A 21,812-nucleotide genomic window follows, 5' to 3' on the forward strand; every position below is an offset into this window, starting at 1 on the left:
GTTTAACAATTTGTATTTTTTCTTCTGCTGTAAATCTGGCCATAAAAACACCCCGTAAAAGTTAGATTTGTGTCTAACTTTTACGGGGCAGTTCAAATGACGGGAAGCTTTTTGACATGAATGGGACAAGGTACCTGTCCCCGATGTCCCATTAGTATGCGCGGCCGAACCAAACTGTGTGTTTTGCTTCTTTGCCACAGTTGATGCATGTGTGCTTTTCTGCAGGTGGGTTGAATGGAATGTTACGTGTTGTAAATTTCGTTTCTTCTTTCACGTTTGATTCACAAGCGTCGTCTCCGCACCAGCCAGCAAGTACCCAACCTGGGATTGTTTCATTTTTCTCTGAATCCGCTAAATGTTGGTGTAATTGTTCTAATGAGTCGATATGTGTATGTGAGTTTGCATCACGGAATGCTTTTGCTTTATCGAATAGACGTGTTTGCATGACTTCAAGCTCTTTTTCGATTGCTTCAACGACAGAACCTAATTCTACTGTTTGTTTGTCAGCTTCGTCACGCATCTTTAATAATACTTGGTTGTTTTCAAGGTCACGTGGTCCAAGCTCAATGCGAACTGGTACCCCTTTTAGTTCCCATTCGTTGAATTTATAACCTGGAGATTGATCTGAATCATCTAGACGAACACGGATACCTTTTGCTTTTAATGTCGCGAAGACTTCATCTAATTTCTCCATGATGGCAGGGTTCTTTTTCCAAGGACCAACTGGGATTAACACTACTTGTGTTGGTGCGATTTTTGGTGGTAATACAAGACCTTGCTCATCACCATGAACCATGATCACAGAACCGATTAAACGAGTTGATGTACCCCATGAAGTTGTGTGAACATGTGTGTGTTTGTTTTCTTTCGTTAAATATTTAATGTCAAATGCTTCAGCAAATTTTGTACCTAAGTAATGAGAAGTACCAGCTTGAACTGCTTTTCCGTCTTTCATCATTGCTTCGATTGAATACGTATCGACAGCACCTGCGAAACGTTCAGATGGTGTTTTTTGACCATCATAAACTGGAATTGCTAGGAATCCTTCTACTACTTCTTTGTAGATGTTTAACATCTGCATTGTTTCTTTACGCGCATCTTCTTCATCGACGTGAGCAGTGTGTCCTTCTTGCCATAAGAATTCAGATGTACGAATGAATGGAAGAGTTTTCTTTTCCCAACGGAATACGTTTGCCCATTGGTTGATTAACAACGGAAGGTCGCGGTAGCTTTTAATCCAATCTGAATAAAGGTGACCAATCATTGTTTCTGAAGTTGGACGTAATGCAAGGCGTTCTTCTAATTTTTCCCCTGCTGCTTCAGTTACCCATGGAAGTTCCGGAGAGAATCCTTCGATATGATCTTTTTCTTTTTGGAAGAAAGACTCTGGAATTAACATTGGGAAGTAGGCGTTACGGTGACCTGTTTCTTTAAAACGACGGTCCATTTCTCCTTGAATATGTTCCCAAATTTCGTAGCCATCTGGTTTGAAGGCGATACAACCACGAACTGGTGTGTAGTCCATTAAATCTGCTTTTTGAATTGTGTCAATGTACCATTTTGAAAAATCATTTGTTTGTTGTGACATGGTTTGTTCCTCCTCAATAATTTGCCTCGTGTATTGTTTGTGCGTTACAACGATAAAAAATGGCCATATAAAAAGCGTAAAAGCATCCTCATGTAAGGACGTCTTTACGCTGAATCGACGTGGTACCACCTTAGTTTGGCTTCCACCTGAATTGTGAAATGCCCTCTAAACGTTTTGTAACGAAAACGACTCGGTTAATTTTGTTAACATCTCCGTGATAGGTTTCAATAAGAAGCGGTGATATAGCTCTCAGCAAATGCTATACTTTCTGTTTCACAATTCTTATTTACTTGGTCACTTCATAGATTGTCTATTTCTACTATAATGTATCAAATTCCCGTAAAAAATACAATTCTTACCGAAAAAATTTCTAAAATATTCTTCGATGTGCTGATCTAGGAAGTTACACATAATCAATCAACCATCTTTTACCATCCACTCAAGGGACCCAAAAACAGCTTTCACTTCTTTTTCAAGTGTTTCGATTAGCTGACACTCTTTTTTTCGCGGAGACAATTCCTGGACGATACTGCTGTAGTACCAATGCTGCTCCTCTCTTCCTCGTTTAAATCGATCCCAAACCGATTCTCCCGATTGTTTAAGATCTTCCCGGATTGATTGTAAGTTATGAACTTTATCCGCTGTAATGACATGGATTTCATCAATGGATGCGTGTTGTAATGAATGAATGGTGTGACGTTTTCGCTCTTTCCAAGGTAATGTTTTATCGGGTTCGGATGCAGCTTCGACTAGACGTGTGACTTGTTCACCAAACATTTCGAGTAACTGCTCTTTCGTCACATCTGTATCTTCTAACGTGTCGTGTAAAATTCCAGCAGCAATCACTTCTTCGGAACATCTTGTCTGTTGCAACATCATTCCCACCGCAAAAGGATGTGTAATATAAGGGATATTCGTTCCTTTACGCATTTGTCCCGCGTGAGCGACCGCTGCTAAATTAATGGCTTTTTGTACAATATTCATATTTGCCTCCCGTTTAGAATAATTGGCCTTTATCACATGACCAGTCTTTTGCATGCTTCAATGTAATGTCTATAAAACTTGCTAGTGCAGGCGAAACCCATTTATTTTTGTGATAAATAACTTGGGAGTAGATTTGTTTTAATCCCGCTTCACAAGGAATACTTTTCAACTTCCCTTCCTCGACTTCATTTTGTACGGTCATTAAAGGTAAGTAAGAAATTCCAAGTCCACTCATAACGGAACGCTTGATAGCCTCAATACTCCAAAGTTCCATGATGTTAGAAGGTACAATCCCTTTCTCGCGTAGGTATTCTTCAAATACTCTTCGGTAACTGGCTTCTTTCTCGTTCGTAATGAAACACTCACTAAGCTTCTGATTTTCGACACAGTCAGTTAAACTGCGGATGGAACAGTCAGGACTTCCAACGAGAACAATTGATTCATTTAATAACGGGTGGATGACTAAATCTGAATCCTCAAACTTTGGCAACATGACAAAGGCAATATCTGCATTTCCATCTAGGATTGCCTTTTTGTTAGCTCCACAAGTCGCATTACTTAAACGAATGCTGACATGGGGAAATTTTTTTCGATATTCTCTTAAGATTGGTTCTAAACGATATACAGTAAGAGATTCAGGAGCCGCAATCTTTAGTGTCCCTCTTATATCTTCTTCCTCATTCGTAAGGCTTTCGATTTTTCGATAAGTATCCAAAATTTCTTTTGTATAGGGTAACAGTTTCTTGCCGATCTCCGTCAGTCTTACTTTACGCCCCATCCGATCAAATAAAGGGGAGCCGAGATGCTCTTCAAGTGTCTGAATATGAGAGGTCACGGTGGATTGAGTGTAACCTAAATGTTCAGCCGCTTGGGTGAAACTTCCCGTTTCAATCACCTTGTTAAACGTAATAAAATGGCGTATTTCCATCCCTTCACCCCACCTTTAACATTGTCTTTTTTTTCAATCGTATCAGAAAAATCAATGGATCACTTCATAAACTTCAATTTTACACATGGGTTGTGACTCGTTAAAATGAAAGAATCATAGAGTGAGAGACGGTTTCTCATATGCGTGTTGAGAATGGGACGAGGGACCTGTCCCCCTGTCCCGGAGGAGGTTTTGCTTTGAAGCGTATTCACTATAGTTGGTTTGTTTTGACGGTCACCTTTTTTTCTATTATTGTCGTCGGCATTGTGGTGGCATCATCTGGGGTGTTTTTAACTCCGTTTGAAAATGAGTTTGGCTGGAGTCGCCCTACCATTTCCCTTGCTTTTGGTATATGTATGTTTTTCTTTGGAGTTTCAGGTCCTTTTATGGCCGCTTTACTAGAAGTATTAGGGCTAAGGAAAATGATGTTAACTTCAATGGCCACTCTGTTAATAGGTCTTTTATTCACCTTCTTGATGAGTCAGTCTTGGCATTTGATCCTTATTTGGGGAATGATTATTGGGTTAGGTTCAAGTGTTTTCTTAACTGTATTAAGTCCGTATGTGGCAAATCATTGGTTTAAGGAAAAAAGGGGTCTCGCAACGGGAATATTAACGGCGAGTACGGCAATGGGACAGTTAATTTTACTTCCCGTTTTAGCAATGGTCATTGAAAATTACTCATGGCGATGGGCAATTGGGTTAATCATCACGCTGGGTATCGTGATGTTCATCATGATCTTTTTATTTATGAAAAACTCTCCAAAGGATATGGGAATTCTTCCATATGGTCAAAAGGAAGAATTAGATGAAAAGAACGTAACACAAAAAGGAAATCCAATCATTATTGCTTTCAAAGGATTATTTAGTGCTTTAAAGGCAAAGGAATTTTGGTTATTGGCAGGAAGTTTCTTTATTTGTGGCCTTTCCACGAGTGGGTTGATTGGGACACATTTTATTTCTTATTGTATTAGCTTTGGAATTCCTCTCGTTACGGCTGCTTCTTTACTATCATTTATGGGCGTTTTTAATATGGTTGGAACGACTTTATCTGGCTTTCTATCGGACCGTTTTGATAATCGTTGGCTGTTATTTTGGTATTACTTGTTTAGAGGTGCTTCCCTTGTGCTCCTTCCCTTTGCATTAATGAGCGGGAATATCACATGGATTATTGTGTTTACTGTGTTTTATGGTTTAGATTGGGTGGCGACCGTACCTCCAACGATTAACCTCTCAAGACAAATCTTTGGGCTTCAGAAAAGTGCGATTATATATGGTTGGATTTATGCCGCTCACCAAGCAGGAGCTGCAGTTGCAGCATACGGCGGAGGGTTAGTCTATAAGTATTTTAATAATTACACATGGGCATTTACGATGGCTGGCGTGTTCTGTGTGTTGGCGAGTCTGTTTGTCATTGTTGTAAAAAAACAATCGACCGCGCAATTAACGAAAGAAGAACTTGTGAAAAGTTAGTCATGTAGATTGTTGAGGTGGACGGAGTGGATTCTTCGATACGTACCACTCCCCACTTCATCCCATATTTTTAACTTAGAAGAACTTATTTATAGTTGGCTATTTTAAATAACCTAAGACCCAAAAATAATAAAATAACCGTATAAATAGTTAAACCTGCGATCATTAGTATTGCTTCCCCGGTTAAACTAATCAGTGCATAACCACTATGACTGTTAGTATGTTCTTCTTCTGCTTTGTAAGTGAACCATATAATAATAGAAATAAAACCATATAATAGTATGAGAGTTGACCACTTTACATAACCTAATAATTTGTTATTCGAAGATACTAAATTCACAAATAAAAACAGTCCCCCATATACAAGCATTATGATGATTATTTCGGAAATCCCCATTTTATCCCTCATATTCCACTAGAAATTATTACTATTTATGACTATAATAAAATAATAAAGGTTTCCAGAATATAGGAACATTCCTATTTCTTACATAAAAGTGAACACATATAATATGAGAAGTTTTAATTTCTTATGTTAGAAGCACAACATGTGTTAAAAGGCTACCTCAAAATGACTTAAAAATGGGCATAAGATGACACTTCTTTGTCAAAATCCAAATAATACGTTAACTACAAATCGCTTTATGTTAACATATTATAAAGTCTAATATATTTAGTTGTTATTGAACATTTAGTCAGCGGGGCACTTCACATTTTTAATTCCTACTAAAAACATAATTTTTATCACCTTTAATCAGTACATATTATTTCTCATCGAAAGGATCGTGCATGATGTATTTCAAAAAAGAACCGAAACAAATGACACCACAAGAATTATTAGAAACATTTACTCGTTTGTCGCAATTACCTTCTCGAATACGGACAGAGGAAGAAGAAGAATATCTCTTCGTTATACGAAAAGAAATCATAAAACGGATGGAATAAAGTAAAGGAAGGATGTTGGAACATGAGTGTACGCAAAAGATTTGACTTAGAACTTGAAGCTCTTCAAAAGGAATTTTTAGTGTAAGCCGAAAAAAGCATCAATACTTTAGAGAAATCATTTACCGTTTTTACAAATAAGGACACGAACACTGCGGAACAAATTATTGAGGAAGACGTGAATATTAATCAACTTGAGGAGTCAATAAATGACCAAGTGATTTTACTTTTAACAAAACAACAACCGATTGTTGGAACTGACTTACGAAGATTAATCGTTCTATTAAAAGCAGCCGCAGATATGGAACGTGTGGGAGATTACGCAGTTAAAATTGCCAAAACAACCATTCGTATTGGCAAAGACCGTTTCGTTACTTCCATTGAATTGATGGAAGATATGTGCTATAAAACTTCGCAAATGTTACGTCATATTGTGCAAGCATTTATTGATGAAAATACAACAAAAGCAAAAGAAATTGCAGAACTGGATAATCATATTGATGAAATGTACAGAAATATTATTAAACATTTGATGTCATTGAGCAACGTGAAACCCGAATATGTTCCGCAAATTACGTATTTATCATTTGTGTGCCGCTCTATTGAGAGATGTGCAGATCATGCTACAAATATAGCGGAATATCTTTTCTATCTTAAAAAGGGCCTTCGTTTAGATTTAAATAATTAACTTTTTAAGTAAGACTAATTAAATGAAAAAGTCACTAAGGCTGTTCACTTAAGAGGAATAAGGAGTTTCCAATATTCCTTGCCTTACGAAAAGCCTTTTAATCGTGCGGTCAGACTCCGATTATTCTTGTAACTAAAGGTTCCCACCCAATCATTTCAAGATACCCCTACATATTGTACTCCAAGTAATCACCTACTATTTTGGAGGGATTCATATGCATAGGGATTTTCCGTTTGGCAACGATACTTCTGCTAAAAACATGGTCTTGCTTGATATGAAACAAAGCGATGTGACGGGTGACGGAATAATTGACAATATTTATTTAATCGGCAGTAAAACCAATGTAGCCCAATTCTATATCGATCATATTACACTGCTTATTCAAGATGGACGGACCAATCATATTTCAACAGTAACCTTTCAATATAATGGTGGATACAATGCGCGGCTTTTCCTCGGAGATTTTTCCAAGGATCACGTTTTGGATATTTTGGTAAGTATCGATTCTGGAGGAAGTGGAGGCTACGGTTATTACTATATTTATTCCTTCAAGGATCACATCTTGCGTCAACTGTTCGATGTCGAACAATATAATCAAGAGTATTTATTCGAAGTGAATTATGAGGATTTTTATAAAGTGAGTGTAAAAAGTGCTTCGCTTAATATCCTATTCACCATTGATCTTAGCAATAAAGGGCAAGAGTATTTATCACAGTTCTACGATGAAAATGGCAAACTAAAACACCCGGTTCAAGGTGGGGCTCTTGCTTTAGGTATTTTATACCCTGTCGTTACAACGAATAAAGAATTGAGTTATGACTTACTTGCTTTTCAACGAATCATAGGTCCAACGAATTCAGATACATTAGGATCTATTGAAAATCACTTAACATGGAATGGTACCCAATTCATCTCATCCATATTGAATATCTCTTTACCTGGGTCAAAGTTAAAGCCGCTTGATTAGAAAAATTGTCGACTATGTCGGGAGTTTAATTTCAGGATGGATATTTACGATTGATGTTGTGATTCATTTTACACATCTAGAAGCTTTAGCTATACTTGTATCTCTAGAAATGCGTATCAGCGATTTTCATTTCATCTCCCCCTCTTTCTTAGATAGGACTCATATTGAAAAAAAGTGGTTGTTCATAATCTCCCCTAATGGTTTATTAAAATTAACCAAGCTCCTTTAAGGAGACGCTTTCCTTATTTAAGGATTACACCCATTTCTTCGATAAAAAATGTTACTCAGGTATTGTTCTAAAAATAGGTTGTTACTAGATTTATTAATTTTCTAATATTAGAATTCTGTGTCGAAGTTATGTTAAACTTACAAAGTTATTTTGATCAATATACACAGTTTAAATGAGGGGAAGCTATGATGAATCAATTGTCAAATAGATGGTTTGATAACCCTAGCTATTTTCGCTATGGGTTTTTTCTTCTTTTAATTTTTAGTGTGATCTTAAATTGTATCATTCCTAATGGTGACGATCATTTTTATATATTGTATATTTTTTGCGTTATATTTCTTGGCATCGGTTTCTATAATAAACCGGCATGGTTCTTAATCTTTCTTACCGTTTTGGTCGTATCATTCCGGTATTTATTAATTCTCGATGAAGAACTGAATGTCGTAGTGTTTTGTATTCATTTATGTACGTATTTTTTAATCACGCTAATATCATCTCGGTTAATGAGGCTTGTGCAAAAAGTGAAAGCTGATAATTTGGAATTAACTACAGCACTTGCTAACGCCTTGGATTCCAGAGACACTTATACTTTGCACCACTCTGAAAATGTTGCAAAGTACGCTGTTCAAATAGCTGAGAAGATGAAGTTGTCTAAAGAAAGTTGTGCCATTATCCGCAAAGGTGCATTATTGCATGACATTGGGAAGATTGGAATCCCCGAACATATCTTGTTAAAGAATGATAAATTATTGCACCATGAATATGAAATCATTAAAAGTCACCCTTCTGTTGGCTATAACATCATTAAGCATGTTACAGATTTTCATAAAAATGGGGTTTTAGATATTGTATTGTACCACCATGAAAGATTTGACGGGACAGGCTACCCTAAAGGAATAGCAGGCCATCAAATTCCTTTGTTCGCTCGAATAGTTGCTGTTGCCGATGCGTTTGATGCCATGACGTCAAAACGCGTCTATCGTGATGAACTTAATTTAACATACACGCTCAATGAGATTCGGAAAAATAAAGGAACACAATTCGACCCTGAAATTGTTGATGTTTTTTTAAGTCTTTTTGAGGACAAAAAATAATGTAGATAGAGGCTATGACAAAGCCCGAAAACACCAGTTACTCTCATTTTGGAGAAAACTGGTGTTTTTTTGCTGTGAATGATGATTCTGATGTGGTGTTCGGTGAGAGTGGAGTATGGTGCCTTATGTGCTTGGGTCCTGGGCGAGACTTGTGGCCGTGCGCGTACTTGGTCATTGGGTAGAGACTTGTGACCGTGGGTGTTCTTGGTTTATGGGGCATGACTTGTGACCGTGGGTGTTCTTGGTCATTGGGGCGAGACTTGCGGACGTGGAGTTATCGCCCCCTACCTTAAGGGAACTTTCTTCCGTTATTGAAAAATGTGGCGGCTTTTGAGGATGAAATAAGAGAGTACTATTCCGTTAAGTGCTCTAAATCATGCTGAATTCGAAGATTTTCCTATGATAAGGGAAAAAGTTTCCGCTATTTTTCGAAAATTATGGATTTTTTGAAACATAAGGGAATTTTCTTCCGTTATTGTAAAAAGTGGAGACTTTTGAAGCAGAAATAAGGGAAAGATATTCCGTTAATTGCTCTAAATCAGGCGAAATTTGAAGATTTTCCTATGATAAGGGAAAAAGTTTCCGCTATTTTTCGAAAATTATGGTTTTTTTGAATCTTAAGGGAATTTTCTTCCGTTATTGAATAAAGCGGAGGCTCAGAACAGATTTAAGCGGAGAAAATCCGATTAACCTTTTATCAGAAACCTGTTAAAAGTGGTTTCCCTTAAAAATCTAGCCTCTTAATTATTCAAGTATCTTGTTTCTAAAGATTATTCAAGCAAGCGTTCCTTGATATCCCATCATTAAAGCTTGTCCTGCTTGTTCTCATTAATCTCTATAGGAACACGTGCTTACAAATTAGGTTTAATATATTCCCCTGTAGATGTATCAAAGCCTGCTGCTGTCATTTCTGTCTGGTCACTATTCCAACCAATCACTAATAATAGGTTTATATTTCGCTCCGTGTCTTTTTTTAGCATAAAATTATAACCCTTCGCCCAGTCTTTTCCAGGATAAATATTCCCCATCTTTAGTGCTTTTTTAAGTAACTCAGGTGAATCATACTTAATATCCTCCAATTGAATAAACTCTTTTTGGGGATAAGGAGATGTACCCTCTCCTGTTAAGTCATTTGCTTGATCAATTTTCCCTTCATGAATCGTTACTAAATAAAACTTATTCGTATCAGGTACGCCAAATGAAATATTCCAATATTTCCTTTTTCCATTACTTCCAATTGACTTCCCTGGCTTATCTAAGTCGATACTGATTGCATCTAACAATTCCGCATGTTCATTCCATTCCAAAGCAGATGGATAGGCTAACTCAATTGCTTGTTTTATTGATAGTTGCTGCTCTTCAACGGTTTCTAATGCATCATCTGTTAATTGCAAAGTCCGAGCCGAACCTTTCTCCGTCATGCTAATTGAAATAAACATTAATAAAACAATAAAAACTAATTTTTTCATTTTTTATGAGTCCCTTTTAAGCTGTATTCTTTCCCAGTTCTGTGTTTTTAAGCTCCTCTAGTGATAAAATCGAAATATCATTAAGATAAAGGAGTAAGAACTGAATGGGAGAATTAGATTGGAAATATAATGCACATGGGCGTAAATTTATCGCTTCTTTTAGCGGAGGCAAGGATAGTACGTTAGCTCTTTTTAAAGCAATGAAGGATGGAGAAGCTGTAGGACTCATCGCGATGATGGAAGAAGAAGGAAATCGGTCGAGATCTCATGGAATGCCCCCGGAACTCATTTATGCACAAGCAAGTTCTATCGGTGTACCTCTATGTACAGCTGCTGCAAGTTGGGAAGATTATGAAAAAGTATTTATTGGTCTATTAGAAAAGGCTAAAAATCAAGGAGCAGAAGTGTTAGTCACTGGAGATCTAGATATGCCTGCTGATGGTTGCTGGCATGAAAAGGTTACAAACTATGCTGGATTAAAGCTTGCGATGCCTCTATGGGAAATGGACCATCGTACAGCTGTTGAAGAATTCATCGATTTAGGATTTGTCACGATGATGGTGACGGTTAATTTATCTCTTGGAATGCGTGAGGAAGATTTAGGTAGAACATTAACTCATGAATATGTGAAAGAGCTTGAAGCCCGTGGTATTGACCCGTGCGGAGAAGGTGGAGAATTCCATACGACAGTAATCGACGGACCCATCTTTAAACATCCTATTCCAGTTCGCAAATGTGAAATCGTCAGAGATGGAGAATATGCTTTTTTACCTTTGGAGTTAGATTAGTAACTTACTAAAGCTTTATAAAAAAAGATTCTGAGTCATTAAAAGATTATTCTAATAAAGAATCTAAATTAAGTGTCTGGTGAGAGCGGTCTGAGCACACAAGCCGCAAAGCCATGTTGAAACATGTCTTTTCGACTTTTCTATGAGGCCAACACGATGTTGGTCATGGGGGCAATGCCACAGGACGTGGCGTTTTTGCCCCCGGCTTTGTGTAAGGACCGCTCACATATAATGTATTCTTCTCAACGTACTGGAAACTTTGCGCGGCTTACAGTGGTAGGCCGCGGTTTCTGGAGAATGGCTAACACTTATTAATCTCAAATATTAATGAATCAGGACTTATTAAAGATAATAGTGGATTTTCTTAAAAATTCTACTTATAGAAAGTTGACAATTATGGAGCCTCTTTTTATCTATTAGGTGTTGCATTCTTTATTTGTGTATTCCCATTCATTCGTCAAAAGTCCATATATTACGTGATCCACATAATGATCATATAACCACTCTGCTTGCCTTATGATCCCTTCCTCTTTGAATCCAAACTTTTCGGGAAGTGCTCTGCTTTTTTTATTTTCAATTGCGACTCTCACTTCAATTCGATTAAGTTTTAGGTCATTAAATCCGTAATCAATTAGCGCTTTGAATGCTTTTGACATGATTCCTTTACCTTGAAACTTTTCCCCTATCCAATAACCCACAATCCCCATTTTGTTAGCCTTGTGAATCTCATTAAATCCAATGGTTCCAGCAATTTTATCGTTGTATAGGATGGCAAACGATTGTGGATAACCTCCATTTTCTACTAGCTCTTTACATCTTGATAAAATATGTTGCGCAGTATCTTCTACACTTTTTGTATGGTCGAGCCAACCAAGCCACTCTTTTAAATAGGTTTTTGATCCAATAGTTAAATTGTAAAATTCTTCTGCGTCATCTAAATTGAACAACCTCAAAGAAACTTCATCATCAATCTTGTGTACCAACATTCATCTACACCTCTTTCATTTATTTCATATAATGCTAGAACTTAGTAGTACTAGTAACGGATCAAAAATAAGCTAGAATATTTAAAAGAGTTATTGCACCTACTGGTAACCCGGTTAAAATCAATATTGTGATAAAAAAACTACTTTCAAGAGCATTTCTATATCGTTTTCTATATGAAAATGTGATCAAACAAATGCCCATATAAAGAACGATCAAAATCATAAACAAAAGTTCAGTCGAAAGCATAGTTAACATTTCATTATTAAAAATCAAACTTGAAAAAGATAAGTATATAAACATTAGTAATCCGCCAATGATTAATGCTAAATGTTGTTTTCTGTTCATTTAACATCTCCTTTAATCGCTCATGTGAGGCAGCTTGCAAGGATTTTTACTCCTTTTTCAATTTCCTCACTCGACAATCCTCCAAATCCTAACATGATGTAGGAATTGCTTTCGGAGGTTGGCCGAAGCCAAAATCTTTCCGGTGAATAAACTTTGACTCCTTTTTGAAGTGCCTTTTCAATCAGCTCGTTGTTGGATTTGTTGTGTAGTTTTAATAAAATATGTAATCCTGACTTTTCTCCAACGATTTTTACTTTCGTTCCCATATGTTGTTCGATACTTTTTAACAAGATCTGATGTTTTCGTTGATACTGTTTGCGCATTCTTCGGATATGCTTTTCGAATTCACCGGATTGCATGAATATGGCCAAGGCCCACTGAATTACCGGGGAGACTGATTGGTTGTAATTTGCAAACTTCTGTGAGTATTGTTCCATTAGAGAGGGTGGAAGTACCATATAACTTAAGCGTACTGAAGGAAGAAAGGATTTAGAAAATGTCCCTAAATAAATGACCTTCTCCTCTTCATCCAATGATTTCAGTGAAGGAATTGGTTGCCCCCGGTACCGAAATTCGCCGTCATAATCATCTTCAATAATGAATCCCCCAGATTGATAAGCCCAATCTAATAATTGGTTTCTTTTCGAAATGGACATGACCATACCATATGGAAATTGGTGTGATGGTGTGACGTAAGCAGCTTTTGCTTTGCTCGTTTGAAGATACTCTACTGATAAACCGTCCTTATCAAGAGGCACAGGTTCAATAAAGCATCCCTGATCTACAAATACTGAACGTACCCCACTATACCCGGGTTCTTCCATCGCTACCCTTTTCCCCTGCAATTCTAAAAGTCGGCAAATTAACGCAATGGAATTTTGTGTTCCAGACGTGATCACAATTTGTTCCGGTACACATCGTACTCCTCTAGATTGCAATAAATAGGATGAAATCTCTTCCCTCAATACCAGTTCGCCCTGTTTTTCACTGTATTCAAATAACCAGCTATTCTCCTGATCGACAGCGTCAGATAAGCATTTTTTCCATTGCTTCACAGGAAATTTATCGAGATCCACATTTCCATATTCAAAATCCACAAGGACGTCTCTTATTGGCTTACATTCCGAACGAATGGGATGTATCTTCTCTATCTGATGAAGGGTTGGCTTTTCTATTTCCGCAACCCATATGCCACTTTTCGGAACACTTTCAAGATATCCCTCTGATTGCAGCTGCTCATAGGCAGATACCACCGTATTCCGACTGACCTTTAAATGTGTTGTTAATTGCCGTATTGAAGGCATTTTCATCCCTGGCAAAAGCCGATCCTCTTCAATTTCTTTTTTTATCCAATGATATAACTGGCTGTATAACGGCTCAGGTGAGTCCTTTTGTAAAAATGGGGAAATTTCCACTGTACTCCCTCCATCTGTCCCTATTAAACTTTTCGTTTCTGTCACTTTCTCTATGTACAGAATTTTCTTAAAATGATTTTATCATGTAATTGAAGGATGGGATATACAATGGAAAAAATTCGCCAAGAAAAATTAAGTTGTACAGATGAACAGCGTATTGATCAGTTTTTGAACCAGGCACGGACGGGTTACCTGGGATTAGCGGATGGGGAATTTCCTTATGTAGTACCTTTGAATTTTATCTGGATGAATGGCGCCATGTATTTTCACGGGGCCGCTCATGGGAGAAAAATAAATGTAATTGATGCGAACTCCAACTGTTGTTTCACGGTGGCAGAGGATGTTGGAACGATGGTCAGTCCGATACCCGCTAAAACGGATACGGCCTATATGAGTGTGATGTTGTTTGGCGTATTAGAAACAGTAAGTGATTTAAATGAAGCTACCGCAGCCATGCAGGGAATGTTAGATAAATATGTACCTGGTTACTACGATAAAAACCTTTCGCAGTCCCATGTGGAGAGATATCGCTCCTCACTAGGGAGTCATACCGTTGTATTTAAACTAATTCCGAAAGTACGAACGGCAAAGGAAAATCAATTAAATCCGCAACTGTCATTCTATACTGGACGCAAGGTTGAGATGGATCTTTAAATAAGAGTGGGAGCCAATGCAGTACGACTCATTGACTCCCATTTTGAAAAAAGAACGCCAAATTCGTTAAATGGCGCTCTTTGTGATAAAAGATTATTGATTTTTTAAACTGATAATTCCGGTGATAAAAACTTAGGCAATGCTCTTTCACGCTTATCGAGTAGTATCTGTTCCGTTTTAACACCCTGTTCACGTAGTACTTCAATGTTTTGTAGTAGAAACTCATCACTACCAACAATATAGAAGAGACCCTCTTTGTCAGAAGCAAATTTTTTCACTTCATCATAGTAGTCTTTACGATTGTCGACGAATTGTGCAGTAAAGTTTTTGTCAGGTGCGGATGTGAAAATATCAGTGAATAAATAATCCTTAGATGAGTCGATGTTTAAAGACTGAATTTGATTCACATTGTCAGCACGTTCGAAATATTCAAGGACAATTGGTCTAAAAGTTGCTAATCCAACCCCCGATGACAACAGGTAAATATTTTTGTTTTCTCTTTTTAGCGGTACATTTGAATGAATTTTAAATAGTGCAACTTGATCGCCGACTTTTAGCGTTTTTAAAATCGATTTAAACTCAGAGCATAATTCTCTAATACGTGTTGTAATACCGATTGAATTTTCTTTAGGTAAAGTAGAGATTGACATATGGCGAACAAGGCTTTTATTCGGTTCATCTCCTGCATTAAAACCTTCTAGTGCAAGATGAGTGTGAGCGCCTTCTTCCCATGTAAACCCTTCTGGAATGTCCAGCATATATGTTTTCACTTCCGGTGTTTCCTCAATAATTTTATTTATTTTCGTCCAATATATTTGCATGGTGTAATCCCCTTTTTCATTATTTATCTCTAAAACTACTATACAACAATTGATAATTATTCTCAATTAAAAACTCTTAATAGATTATTACTTATTTAGTACCTTCTCTTTTGGTTGTCGAAAATGGTATTCCTAAAGCTCCAGGTAACGACCTGATTTAGCTAGTAGTTCATCGTGTGTACCACATTCCACGATGTTCCCTTTACTAACACGACAATTTGATGGGCCATGCGAATGGTAGAGCATCCTTCATACAATAGATGCCGAAACATTTAATTTTTTACGAATTAAAAAAACCATTATTTCAACACGATTGAAATAACGGTCCTTTCGGCTATTAGACTGTGTTCTTTCTTGGATTAACGCTCTTCCTTTAAAACCAGCTAATACTTCACGATAATTTTGCTGACTTTGAATTATTTAATTTATTTTTCACTTTAAAAGCACAAGTAAGAGCAATGGTGATTGTCGCTGCGGTAATCAGGTATTGTACGTATTTCGACATTTCAAAACTAGTTGTTGTATACATGCTTGGCATATAAATGGACGTTAACAGGATTCCAGTTAATAGATCAGCTAGTCCAATTGAGATGAGGACAATGATGAAGATTGACACTATTTTTTTCATATGATTCCCCCTTATTTTACTTTACGGACGATAAATGGAAAAAGTTTCAACAAATGTGTTACAAGCCATATAAACGGCTGGTAAAAAAATGAAAATTGACGCATTCCTGACAGTAGAAATGCGTCATAATTATTCGTGTAGTTTACTTCTCCCAAAGCTCTACTAGTCGACCGTCTGGATCTTCAATCCAAGCAAACTTTCCATATTCACTAACCTCTTTTTCCTTTACGAGCGGAACACCAATCTGTTCAAGATGCGTCATGACCTCATCTAGATGATGTACTTGGAAATTTAGCATCACCTGTTGTTCTTTCGGGAAGTAATTGTCATCTTCCGTAAAGAATGAAAAGATTGTTTCATTTCCAGATTGAGGTTTAATCATCGTGCCATTCCAATTATTTATATCCAGTTTTAACACGTCACTGTACCACTTTTTTACATCTTCCAAATTCTTCGTTCTCCAAAATACGCCTCCGAAACCTTTGATCATGTTCTTTCTCCAGTCTGTTCAAGATTTTGCGTAAAATCAAATTACAATTGCTACGATCGCAAGACAATAGTTAATAATAACTAGTATCGACAAACTAAAACCATTCCATATACATTCCTTTTAAAAACTGTTCAGTGATGGGATATCCCGAACTTTCACCAATGACAGCATCAATTCCGCAATATGGACAGAGTGCGGTATTTCCATGTTCGATCCATTCAGATATTTTAGTAGGATGAAAAATTTTCCCACAATAAAAACAACCACAGATTTTGTCCTCTTCTAATTCCTTACGATGTAGACTACTAAAACGGTGTGCCAGTTGGTATTGATTTTCCACTTTTATTCACCTTCTGTATTCATTCATAATATGTATGTAAGATTTTTTCTGAAAGGTACAAGCAATTGATTTAGGAATTGTACTTTTGGTTTGTTTTATTGGCTAATAACTTTCTTATCATGGCAATGTATACGATCAATCCGATCAACCCCGTAATGGCGAAAAGATAGGCAACAAACAAAGATGTTGAAGAAAGGGACTCCGTAAGTATTCTATAAATACTAATCGTAACAAGTAGCAAACTGCTTATAAGTCCAATAATTGTTCTAATTTTACTTTTCATTTTTACAACCTCCTAACTTTACTTTTCAGATGAAATCACCTTAATTTTTTAACGCTCGAAAATTTTAGCCGAGGGAAGCTTAGTCGCCCCCTCCGCCTCCATCTCCTCCACCACTGTCACAACCGTCGTTTGCAGAGTCTGAAGAAAACCAACCACCACCGCCAGAATCAGAGGAAGTATCGTATTTACTACTTTTTCTCCTACGTTTTCTTTCTTTATCGCTCAAACTACCTGAAGACTTACCAAAAATTTTCCTTATGATGCTATAAACAAAATACAACAAGTAACAAACAATAAAATATTTAAAAATAGTAAAAATTAATTCTAGAATAAATTCCACTATTCAACACCTCTTTCTTTAAATTTATAAATCTTTCAATTCCTTCGCTAGTTTTGAACTGCGGAACCCTTTTTGTTGAATGAATTCCTTGATTTCTCCTGCAGACATATAAGAAAGTCGGATATGGAAATAGTTAATATATTCTATCAATGCAAATAGAAATACAAATAGATAAAGGTAAAAATAAACAGGCATTTGTATCAATTGAACGATTAAGAGTACGAATCCAACAATAATTAATAGAAGATTTAGTCCTTTGAACAAGGCAAAAACCTTCAATTGTTTAACTGGCAAATGGGTAAAATCCTTATTCTTTACCTGTCTCCATTTTAGATACCAATAGCAACTTCCTTGAAGGAGAATGAATTCTAATAAGAAAAATGCATAAATCGTTGGCAAGGCCGCTAAGTAAGCAGGACCCCAATCGTATGTTCTTAAATATAAGATCCAGACGATAATAAACAAGATTGTTGCCGTTAATTCCCCTGTAAATAAATTAAATAATTTCTTCTCCACTTTTTTATGCATGCCCGATTCCCCATTTACATCCTTTTATTTACTTTATATACGGATATGTGGCGGAAATGTTTCAGAGATTGGAATATTTACATAAAAAATTACGAACTTGGGCCATATTGCCAAGTCCTTAAGGTGTCGACAATTAGTTATGGTTATTTAGTTCCTTCATAAGAAATTCAACATTTTCATCGTGACAGTCTTTTAAGCTTTTTTTATACTGATAACCGTCTAGTAAATGAAGATGATCTGTATTCGCTTGGAGCGCGGTTTTTAATTGTTGGATATAGTTTAGGCCATCAATTTTTCTTCTCATGATGTCATTTTCATTTTCCGTTGCATGACCATGGCCAGGGATGAGTAAATTGATTTGATGGGTTTGTAAGATTTTATCTGTTTTTTGTAAAGTTGCTATGTAGTCTTCTGAACTTGAATAAATAAATGGAAATTCCATGTCCGATAAATAGTCCCCTGCAATCCAAATACCAAGTGGTTCGATGACTGTAAAAATCCCATCATCGGTATGCCCTTTTGCATTGTAAAATGTAAGCTTTGTATTTCCCATGTCTAGTTGTTGTCCATCTGAAGTGACCACTTCATCGACAATTGGATACGTAATTGGATACGGTCGATCAATATAATACTGGTCGTCAAAGGCATGGATTTGTTCAATGATCTCGTCTTTATTTTGTCTTTTTGAAAAGGTTTCGCTTGCGATGACTTTGGCTTCTGGAAAAGCCCCATAACCTACGATATGATCCCAATCCGAGTGAGTGAATAAGAGATAAATCTGGCGTCCATTTTGAATTTCTTGAACGTATTGGCGAATGTCCTCCACTTCATTTGGGAGCAAGTTCGGGTCCACCACTAGAATACAATCCTCAGTTTGAATCACAGTTGCGGTTGTTTTGTATAATTGGCTTTCAAATACGGTTAACTGTTCGTTTTTATATTGGATCAATTGCTGCAACCTCCAGATTCTTTAGCTATTTATTTATTTTTTTATGTAAGATATTTAATGAAAATTTGACCTTCATCCAATTGATGAAGGTCAATTTTATCCATGAACCATCGAATTTTGAACTTCATACCCTTGATGAAGTTCATTTATATCCATGGGGATCGAATTTTGAACTTCATGCCCCTGTTGAAGGTCATTTTAATTCTCTTTCTATATAACTTTGAACTTCATTGCCCCTTATGAGTTTACTTGTCACACGATTTCCTCAAATCCTGAACTTCATCCCTCTACAATCTTGGGTCAACGGGATCTGACTCCATAGCGAGGGTTCCGAGTACACATTCATGCACTCTTTCGATGGATTCGCCATTGACGAAGCGCTGAATTCCCTCGACTCCTAAGGAAAATTCTTTTAAGGCGAGTTTTTGTTTCTTGCCAATATTCCGTTGCTTTAGTCGCTTCAAGTTTTCTGGATCCAAATAGTCCATGCCATAAATAATATGGAGATATTTTCTACCTCTTACTTTTATAGCAGGTTGTAACAGTTTGCCCTTCGATGTTGAAATGAATGTTTCTGGTTTGATGACAATTCCCTCATGGCCATCACTAGTAATATTCTCCCACCAGTGGATTACTTCTTCTTCACTCGCTTCGTCATCAATCACCACATATTCTGTTTCCACAAAGAGAGTTTCCATCCGCGCGAATTCTTTGTTCATTTCCATATGCCAAGTATGCGGCTTATGGAAAAATGTTTCATTGCTGTGAGCGAGGATGTGGAAAGGCGCAATTTGAATTTGATCAATCTCATTGATTTCCCAACAGTATTTTTGAAACACTTCTTTGAACACGTAGGCATTTGTCAGTTTTTCATCATATTCTTCAAGCCATTTCTCTAAATCCGCATGCTTGTCCCCTATACTTTCAAGCTTGTTCTTCAGCAAGGCACGGTCTAAAATGGCATTTTCAGCAACATGTGCATATTGACTACTAATGAGCTCTTTCGCTTTTAAATTCCACGGCATAATTTCTGCATCAATCAGAACGAATTCCGTTTCATATTTCGTGAAATAGTCACTAGCTTTTAAGCCATTGTTCATTCTAGAAAGGATTTCACCCTCTGTTTCTTCATCAAAAAATCTTCGGCCTGTTCTAGTGTAAATTACGCCAAGTGTTTTTCGACCTACGTATTTAAGACCTGCTTCCTCATCTTTAAACAAGAGCAAAATCCCTCTACTACCCATATGTTTCTTTTCGGCCACCATCCGTTCAATCCCCATACTTCGATAGTATTGAATCGCTTCTTTTGGATGTTCAAGATAGTCTTCTAAAGAAGAAGGCGCTGGCGTTGGGCTCATCGTTGGAGGAATGTACACCAACTCTTCTATCGGAACGGTATAGTGTGACACGGTATCAATTGAAGCAAGTGCATACTCTTTTGGAATATGAATTTCACCGAGTGCATCTGTTAAAACCTGATAACCATTGATGTATTTCGCAATGTTCGGTGGATTTAACCTTTTCTTCTTGAACTCCACTAAAGGATTATGTTTCCCATCAGAATAATCCTGTTCGGCTTGAACCGCTACAAATTCCTTTTCTGGGTAGCGGAAGGCTGTCAACTCTCCACCAAACACAATCCCTTGGTCTATATTAATTGTATTATTAATCACAAGTGGTTTCGGCTTAGGGTCATGCCCCCACACGATCGTTGTGCTTGTTTTGTGATGAATGGTCCAGTCTTTCCTTATAGGTCTTCCGGTTTCATCAAATCCTTCTGAATCACCATAACGACAGAAGTCACTGATATCATGAGACTCCTTCCCAATAAATTCATCTTTAATGCCTGCATGGGTACAAACTAAAGTTGGAACACCATTTTTTGTCAACACATAATGCGATGGAGCTTTCAGCAACAATTGCTTTAGCTCTTGCTTGAATTGCTCCGTAGCTTCTTTACCATGCTGCGCTTCATATTGAATGAATTCTTCTTCTACAAGTTCATCACCATGACTTAAAGTAACTTTCTTGCCGTCCAGCCAACGAGCAATTTTCCAGCCATGATTACTATCGATCATGTAAGCAAGTCCTTCTTTTATATGACGCAAGAAAAATTCCATCGTTTGCAGCGACTTTGGTCCACGGCTCATAATATCTCCAAGGGATAAAAACTTCCTCCCCATTGGATGAACGTACAATTGATCAGCATTTTTCTCATATCCTAATTTTTCAAGAAGTCGAATCATTTCATCAAAGCAACCATGGATATCTCCAATAATATCGATGCCATTACTAACATCCAGTTCAAGTGGATGGTTCGTACGTCTGATTACTTCCATGTCTTTTGATTCTGAGATGAAGTAAGTGGCTAAGTAGCCTTCTTTTTTAATATAACGCTTCTCTTTTTTAAATTGATAGACTTGCTGCTTAATTCTTTTGTTTCCTCTTGGATTTTCACGGGTTTTATCACGTTCAAGTAACTCGCTTTGATCAATATCCAGTACAATCGAGACAATCGGCAGATGATGCTTTTTAGCAATGTTAATATATTTTTTTCGGTCATCTGGATATAAATGAGTTGCGTCGATACATGTTAGCTTATTGAGACGACATCTCGTTTCAATCAACGAGTCCATTAAAGAAAAGGCCTCTGCAGATATTGTTTGGTATTGATTATAGAGCGCATCTGCTTCATCTTTGTTTCTTCTATGCCAATCGATAAATTCAGTGTCACCTACCAACACCCGACATTCATCGGAACTGACGATTTCAGAAGGAAGTATTTTACCTTGCTCAACTAAGTGTTTTAGAAAAGTAGATTTCCCACTATTGGAAGGGCCCACAAGCAACACAATTCCTGTTAAAGGGAGAACGATATTCAAT

The 21,812-nt window shown here is 37.0% G+C and carries 23 protein-coding genes and 1 other annotated feature; of the genes, 7 read left to right on the forward strand and 16 right to left on the reverse strand.

The genetic code is table 11. The annotated features are described in order from the left end of the window. Positions 1–151 precede the first annotated feature (151 nt). The 3 genes from proS to JOD29_RS14695 form a co-directional block, all read right to left on the reverse strand. The gene (proS, locus tag JOD29_RS14685; protein ID WP_124766217.1) at positions 152–1,588 is read right to left on the reverse strand and encodes a proline--tRNA ligase; all 1,437 of its coding nucleotides are present in this window, start codon (positions 1,586–1,588) and stop codon (positions 152–154) included. 91 nt (positions 1,589–1,679) lie between these two features. Further along, positions 1,680–1,900: a binding site (T-box leader), on the reverse strand. A 105-nt stretch (positions 1,901–2,005) separates the two neighbouring features. Then, entirely contained in the window at positions 2,006–2,572 is a 567-nt protein-coding gene (locus JOD29_RS14690) for an HD domain-containing protein (protein ID WP_124766218.1), read from the reverse strand. A 13-nt stretch (positions 2,573–2,585) separates the two neighbouring features. Then, positions 2,586–3,500 carry a LysR family transcriptional regulator gene (locus tag JOD29_RS14695; protein WP_124766219.1) on the reverse strand — a complete coding sequence of 305 codons (915 nt, stop codon included), beginning with the start codon at positions 3,498–3,500 and terminating at the stop codon, positions 2,586–2,588. Positions 3,501–3,697: 197 nt separating this feature from the next. Between JOD29_RS14695 and JOD29_RS14700 the strand changes: the two genes are divergently transcribed. Further along, the gene (locus JOD29_RS14700; RefSeq protein ID WP_124766220.1) at positions 3,698–4,972 is read left to right on the forward strand and encodes an MFS transporter; all 1,275 of its coding nucleotides are present in this window, start codon (positions 3,698–3,700) and stop codon (positions 4,970–4,972) included. An 85-nt stretch (positions 4,973–5,057) separates the two neighbouring features. Here JOD29_RS14700 and JOD29_RS14705 read toward each other — a convergent pair whose 3' ends face one another. Further along, a complete protein-coding gene (locus JOD29_RS14705) occupies positions 5,058–5,369 on the reverse strand; it encodes a peptide ABC transporter permease (protein ID WP_124766221.1) in 312 nt (103 codons plus the stop codon). A gap of 422 nt (positions 5,370–5,791) precedes the next feature. Here JOD29_RS14705 and JOD29_RS20635 point away from each other — a divergent pair, with 422 nt between their 5' ends. The 4 genes from JOD29_RS20635 to JOD29_RS14720 all read left to right on the forward strand — a co-directional run bounded on the left by JOD29_RS20635 (position 5,792) and on the right by JOD29_RS14720 (position 8,892). Beyond that, the gene (locus tag JOD29_RS20635) at positions 5,792–5,917 is read left to right on the forward strand and encodes a hypothetical protein (RefSeq protein ID WP_275579655.1); all 126 of its coding nucleotides are present in this window, start codon (positions 5,792–5,794) and stop codon (positions 5,915–5,917) included. Between the two features lie 97 nt (positions 5,918–6,014). Further along, positions 6,015–6,602 (forward strand): phosphate signaling complex protein PhoU, encoded by a 588-nt coding sequence (gene phoU / locus JOD29_RS14710; RefSeq protein WP_240033631.1) that lies wholly within the window; start codon positions 6,015–6,017, stop codon positions 6,600–6,602. A gap of 214 nt (positions 6,603–6,816) precedes the next feature. Next, a complete protein-coding gene (locus JOD29_RS14715; RefSeq protein ID WP_124766222.1) occupies positions 6,817–7,569 on the forward strand; it encodes a VCBS repeat-containing protein in 753 nt (250 codons plus the stop codon). A gap of 417 nt (positions 7,570–7,986) precedes the next feature. Next, the gene (locus JOD29_RS14720; RefSeq protein ID WP_239585741.1) at positions 7,987–8,892 is read left to right on the forward strand and encodes an HD-GYP domain-containing protein; all 906 of its coding nucleotides are present in this window, start codon (positions 7,987–7,989) and stop codon (positions 8,890–8,892) included. An 851-nt stretch (positions 8,893–9,743) separates the two neighbouring features. Here JOD29_RS14720 and JOD29_RS14725 read toward each other — a convergent pair. Then, a complete protein-coding gene (locus JOD29_RS14725) occupies positions 9,744–10,361 on the reverse strand; it encodes a hypothetical protein (RefSeq protein WP_124766224.1) in 618 nt (205 codons plus the stop codon). Positions 10,362–10,465: 104 nt separating this feature from the next. Between JOD29_RS14725 and JOD29_RS14730 the strand changes: the two genes are divergently transcribed. Further along, positions 10,466–11,149 carry a Dph6-related ATP pyrophosphatase gene (locus JOD29_RS14730; RefSeq protein ID WP_124766225.1) on the forward strand — a complete coding sequence of 228 codons (684 nt, stop codon included), beginning with the start codon at positions 10,466–10,468 and terminating at the stop codon, positions 11,147–11,149. Between the two features lie 416 nt (positions 11,150–11,565). On the opposite strand, the gene JOD29_RS14735 is transcribed toward JOD29_RS14730, so the two are convergent. The 3 genes from JOD29_RS14735 to pdxR form a co-directional block, all read right to left on the reverse strand. Continuing rightward, positions 11,566–12,135 (reverse strand): GNAT family N-acetyltransferase, encoded by a 570-nt coding sequence (locus tag JOD29_RS14735; protein ID WP_124766226.1) that lies wholly within the window; start codon positions 12,133–12,135, stop codon positions 11,566–11,568. A gap of 61 nt (positions 12,136–12,196) precedes the next feature. Continuing rightward, complete coding sequence (locus tag JOD29_RS14740) at positions 12,197–12,481, reverse strand: hypothetical protein (RefSeq protein WP_124766227.1); 285 nt, start codon at positions 12,479–12,481, stop codon at positions 12,197–12,199. A 20-nt stretch (positions 12,482–12,501) separates the two neighbouring features. Then, positions 12,502–13,896, reverse strand: coding sequence for a MocR-like pyridoxine biosynthesis transcription factor PdxR (gene pdxR, locus JOD29_RS14745; RefSeq protein ID WP_240033627.1), 1,395 nt, complete (start codon positions 13,894–13,896; stop codon positions 12,502–12,504). A 108-nt stretch (positions 13,897–14,004) separates the two neighbouring features. On the opposite strand from pdxR, the gene JOD29_RS14750 reads away from it, so the two are divergent. Continuing rightward, entirely contained in the window at positions 14,005–14,550 is a 546-nt protein-coding gene (locus tag JOD29_RS14750; protein WP_192894244.1) for a pyridoxamine 5'-phosphate oxidase family protein, read from the forward strand. A 104-nt stretch (positions 14,551–14,654) separates the two neighbouring features. Here JOD29_RS14750 and JOD29_RS14755 read toward each other — a convergent pair whose 3' ends face one another. From JOD29_RS14755 to JOD29_RS14790, 8 genes are all read right to left on the reverse strand, one after another. Then, a complete protein-coding gene (locus tag JOD29_RS14755; protein ID WP_124766229.1) occupies positions 14,655–15,371 on the reverse strand; it encodes a ferredoxin reductase domain-containing protein in 717 nt (238 codons plus the stop codon). A 391-nt stretch (positions 15,372–15,762) separates the two neighbouring features. Beyond that, complete coding sequence (locus tag JOD29_RS14760) at positions 15,763–15,999, reverse strand: hypothetical protein (protein ID WP_124766230.1); 237 nt, start codon at positions 15,997–15,999, stop codon at positions 15,763–15,765. A 142-nt stretch (positions 16,000–16,141) separates the two neighbouring features. Next, positions 16,142–16,489: a VOC family protein gene (locus JOD29_RS14765; protein ID WP_124766231.1), complete on the reverse strand. Its 348-nt coding sequence runs from the start codon at positions 16,487–16,489 to the stop codon at positions 16,142–16,144. A 94-nt stretch (positions 16,490–16,583) separates the two neighbouring features. Then, positions 16,584–16,829: a cytoplasmic protein gene (locus JOD29_RS14770; RefSeq protein ID WP_124766232.1), complete on the reverse strand. Its 246-nt coding sequence runs from the start codon at positions 16,827–16,829 to the stop codon at positions 16,584–16,586. Between the two features lie 362 nt (positions 16,830–17,191). Further along, a complete protein-coding gene (locus JOD29_RS14775) occupies positions 17,192–17,452 on the reverse strand; it encodes a hypothetical protein (protein WP_124766234.1) in 261 nt (86 codons plus the stop codon). Between the two features lie 24 nt (positions 17,453–17,476). Next, a complete protein-coding gene (locus JOD29_RS14780; RefSeq protein ID WP_124766235.1) occupies positions 17,477–17,980 on the reverse strand; it encodes a hypothetical protein in 504 nt (167 codons plus the stop codon). Between the two features lie 133 nt (positions 17,981–18,113). After that, positions 18,114–18,929, reverse strand: coding sequence for an MBL fold metallo-hydrolase (locus tag JOD29_RS14785; protein ID WP_124766236.1), 816 nt, complete (start codon positions 18,927–18,929; stop codon positions 18,114–18,116). A 287-nt stretch (positions 18,930–19,216) separates the two neighbouring features. Continuing rightward, a complete protein-coding gene (locus JOD29_RS14790; RefSeq protein WP_124766237.1) occupies positions 19,217–21,811 on the reverse strand; it encodes a polynucleotide kinase-phosphatase in 2,595 nt (864 codons plus the stop codon). Between the last annotated feature and the right edge of the window lies 1 nt (position 21,812).

Source organism: Lysinibacillus composti (genome assembly GCF_016908465.1).
GTDB classification, from domain to species: Bacteria; Bacillota; Bacilli; order Bacillales_A; family Planococcaceae; genus Ureibacillus; species Ureibacillus composti_A.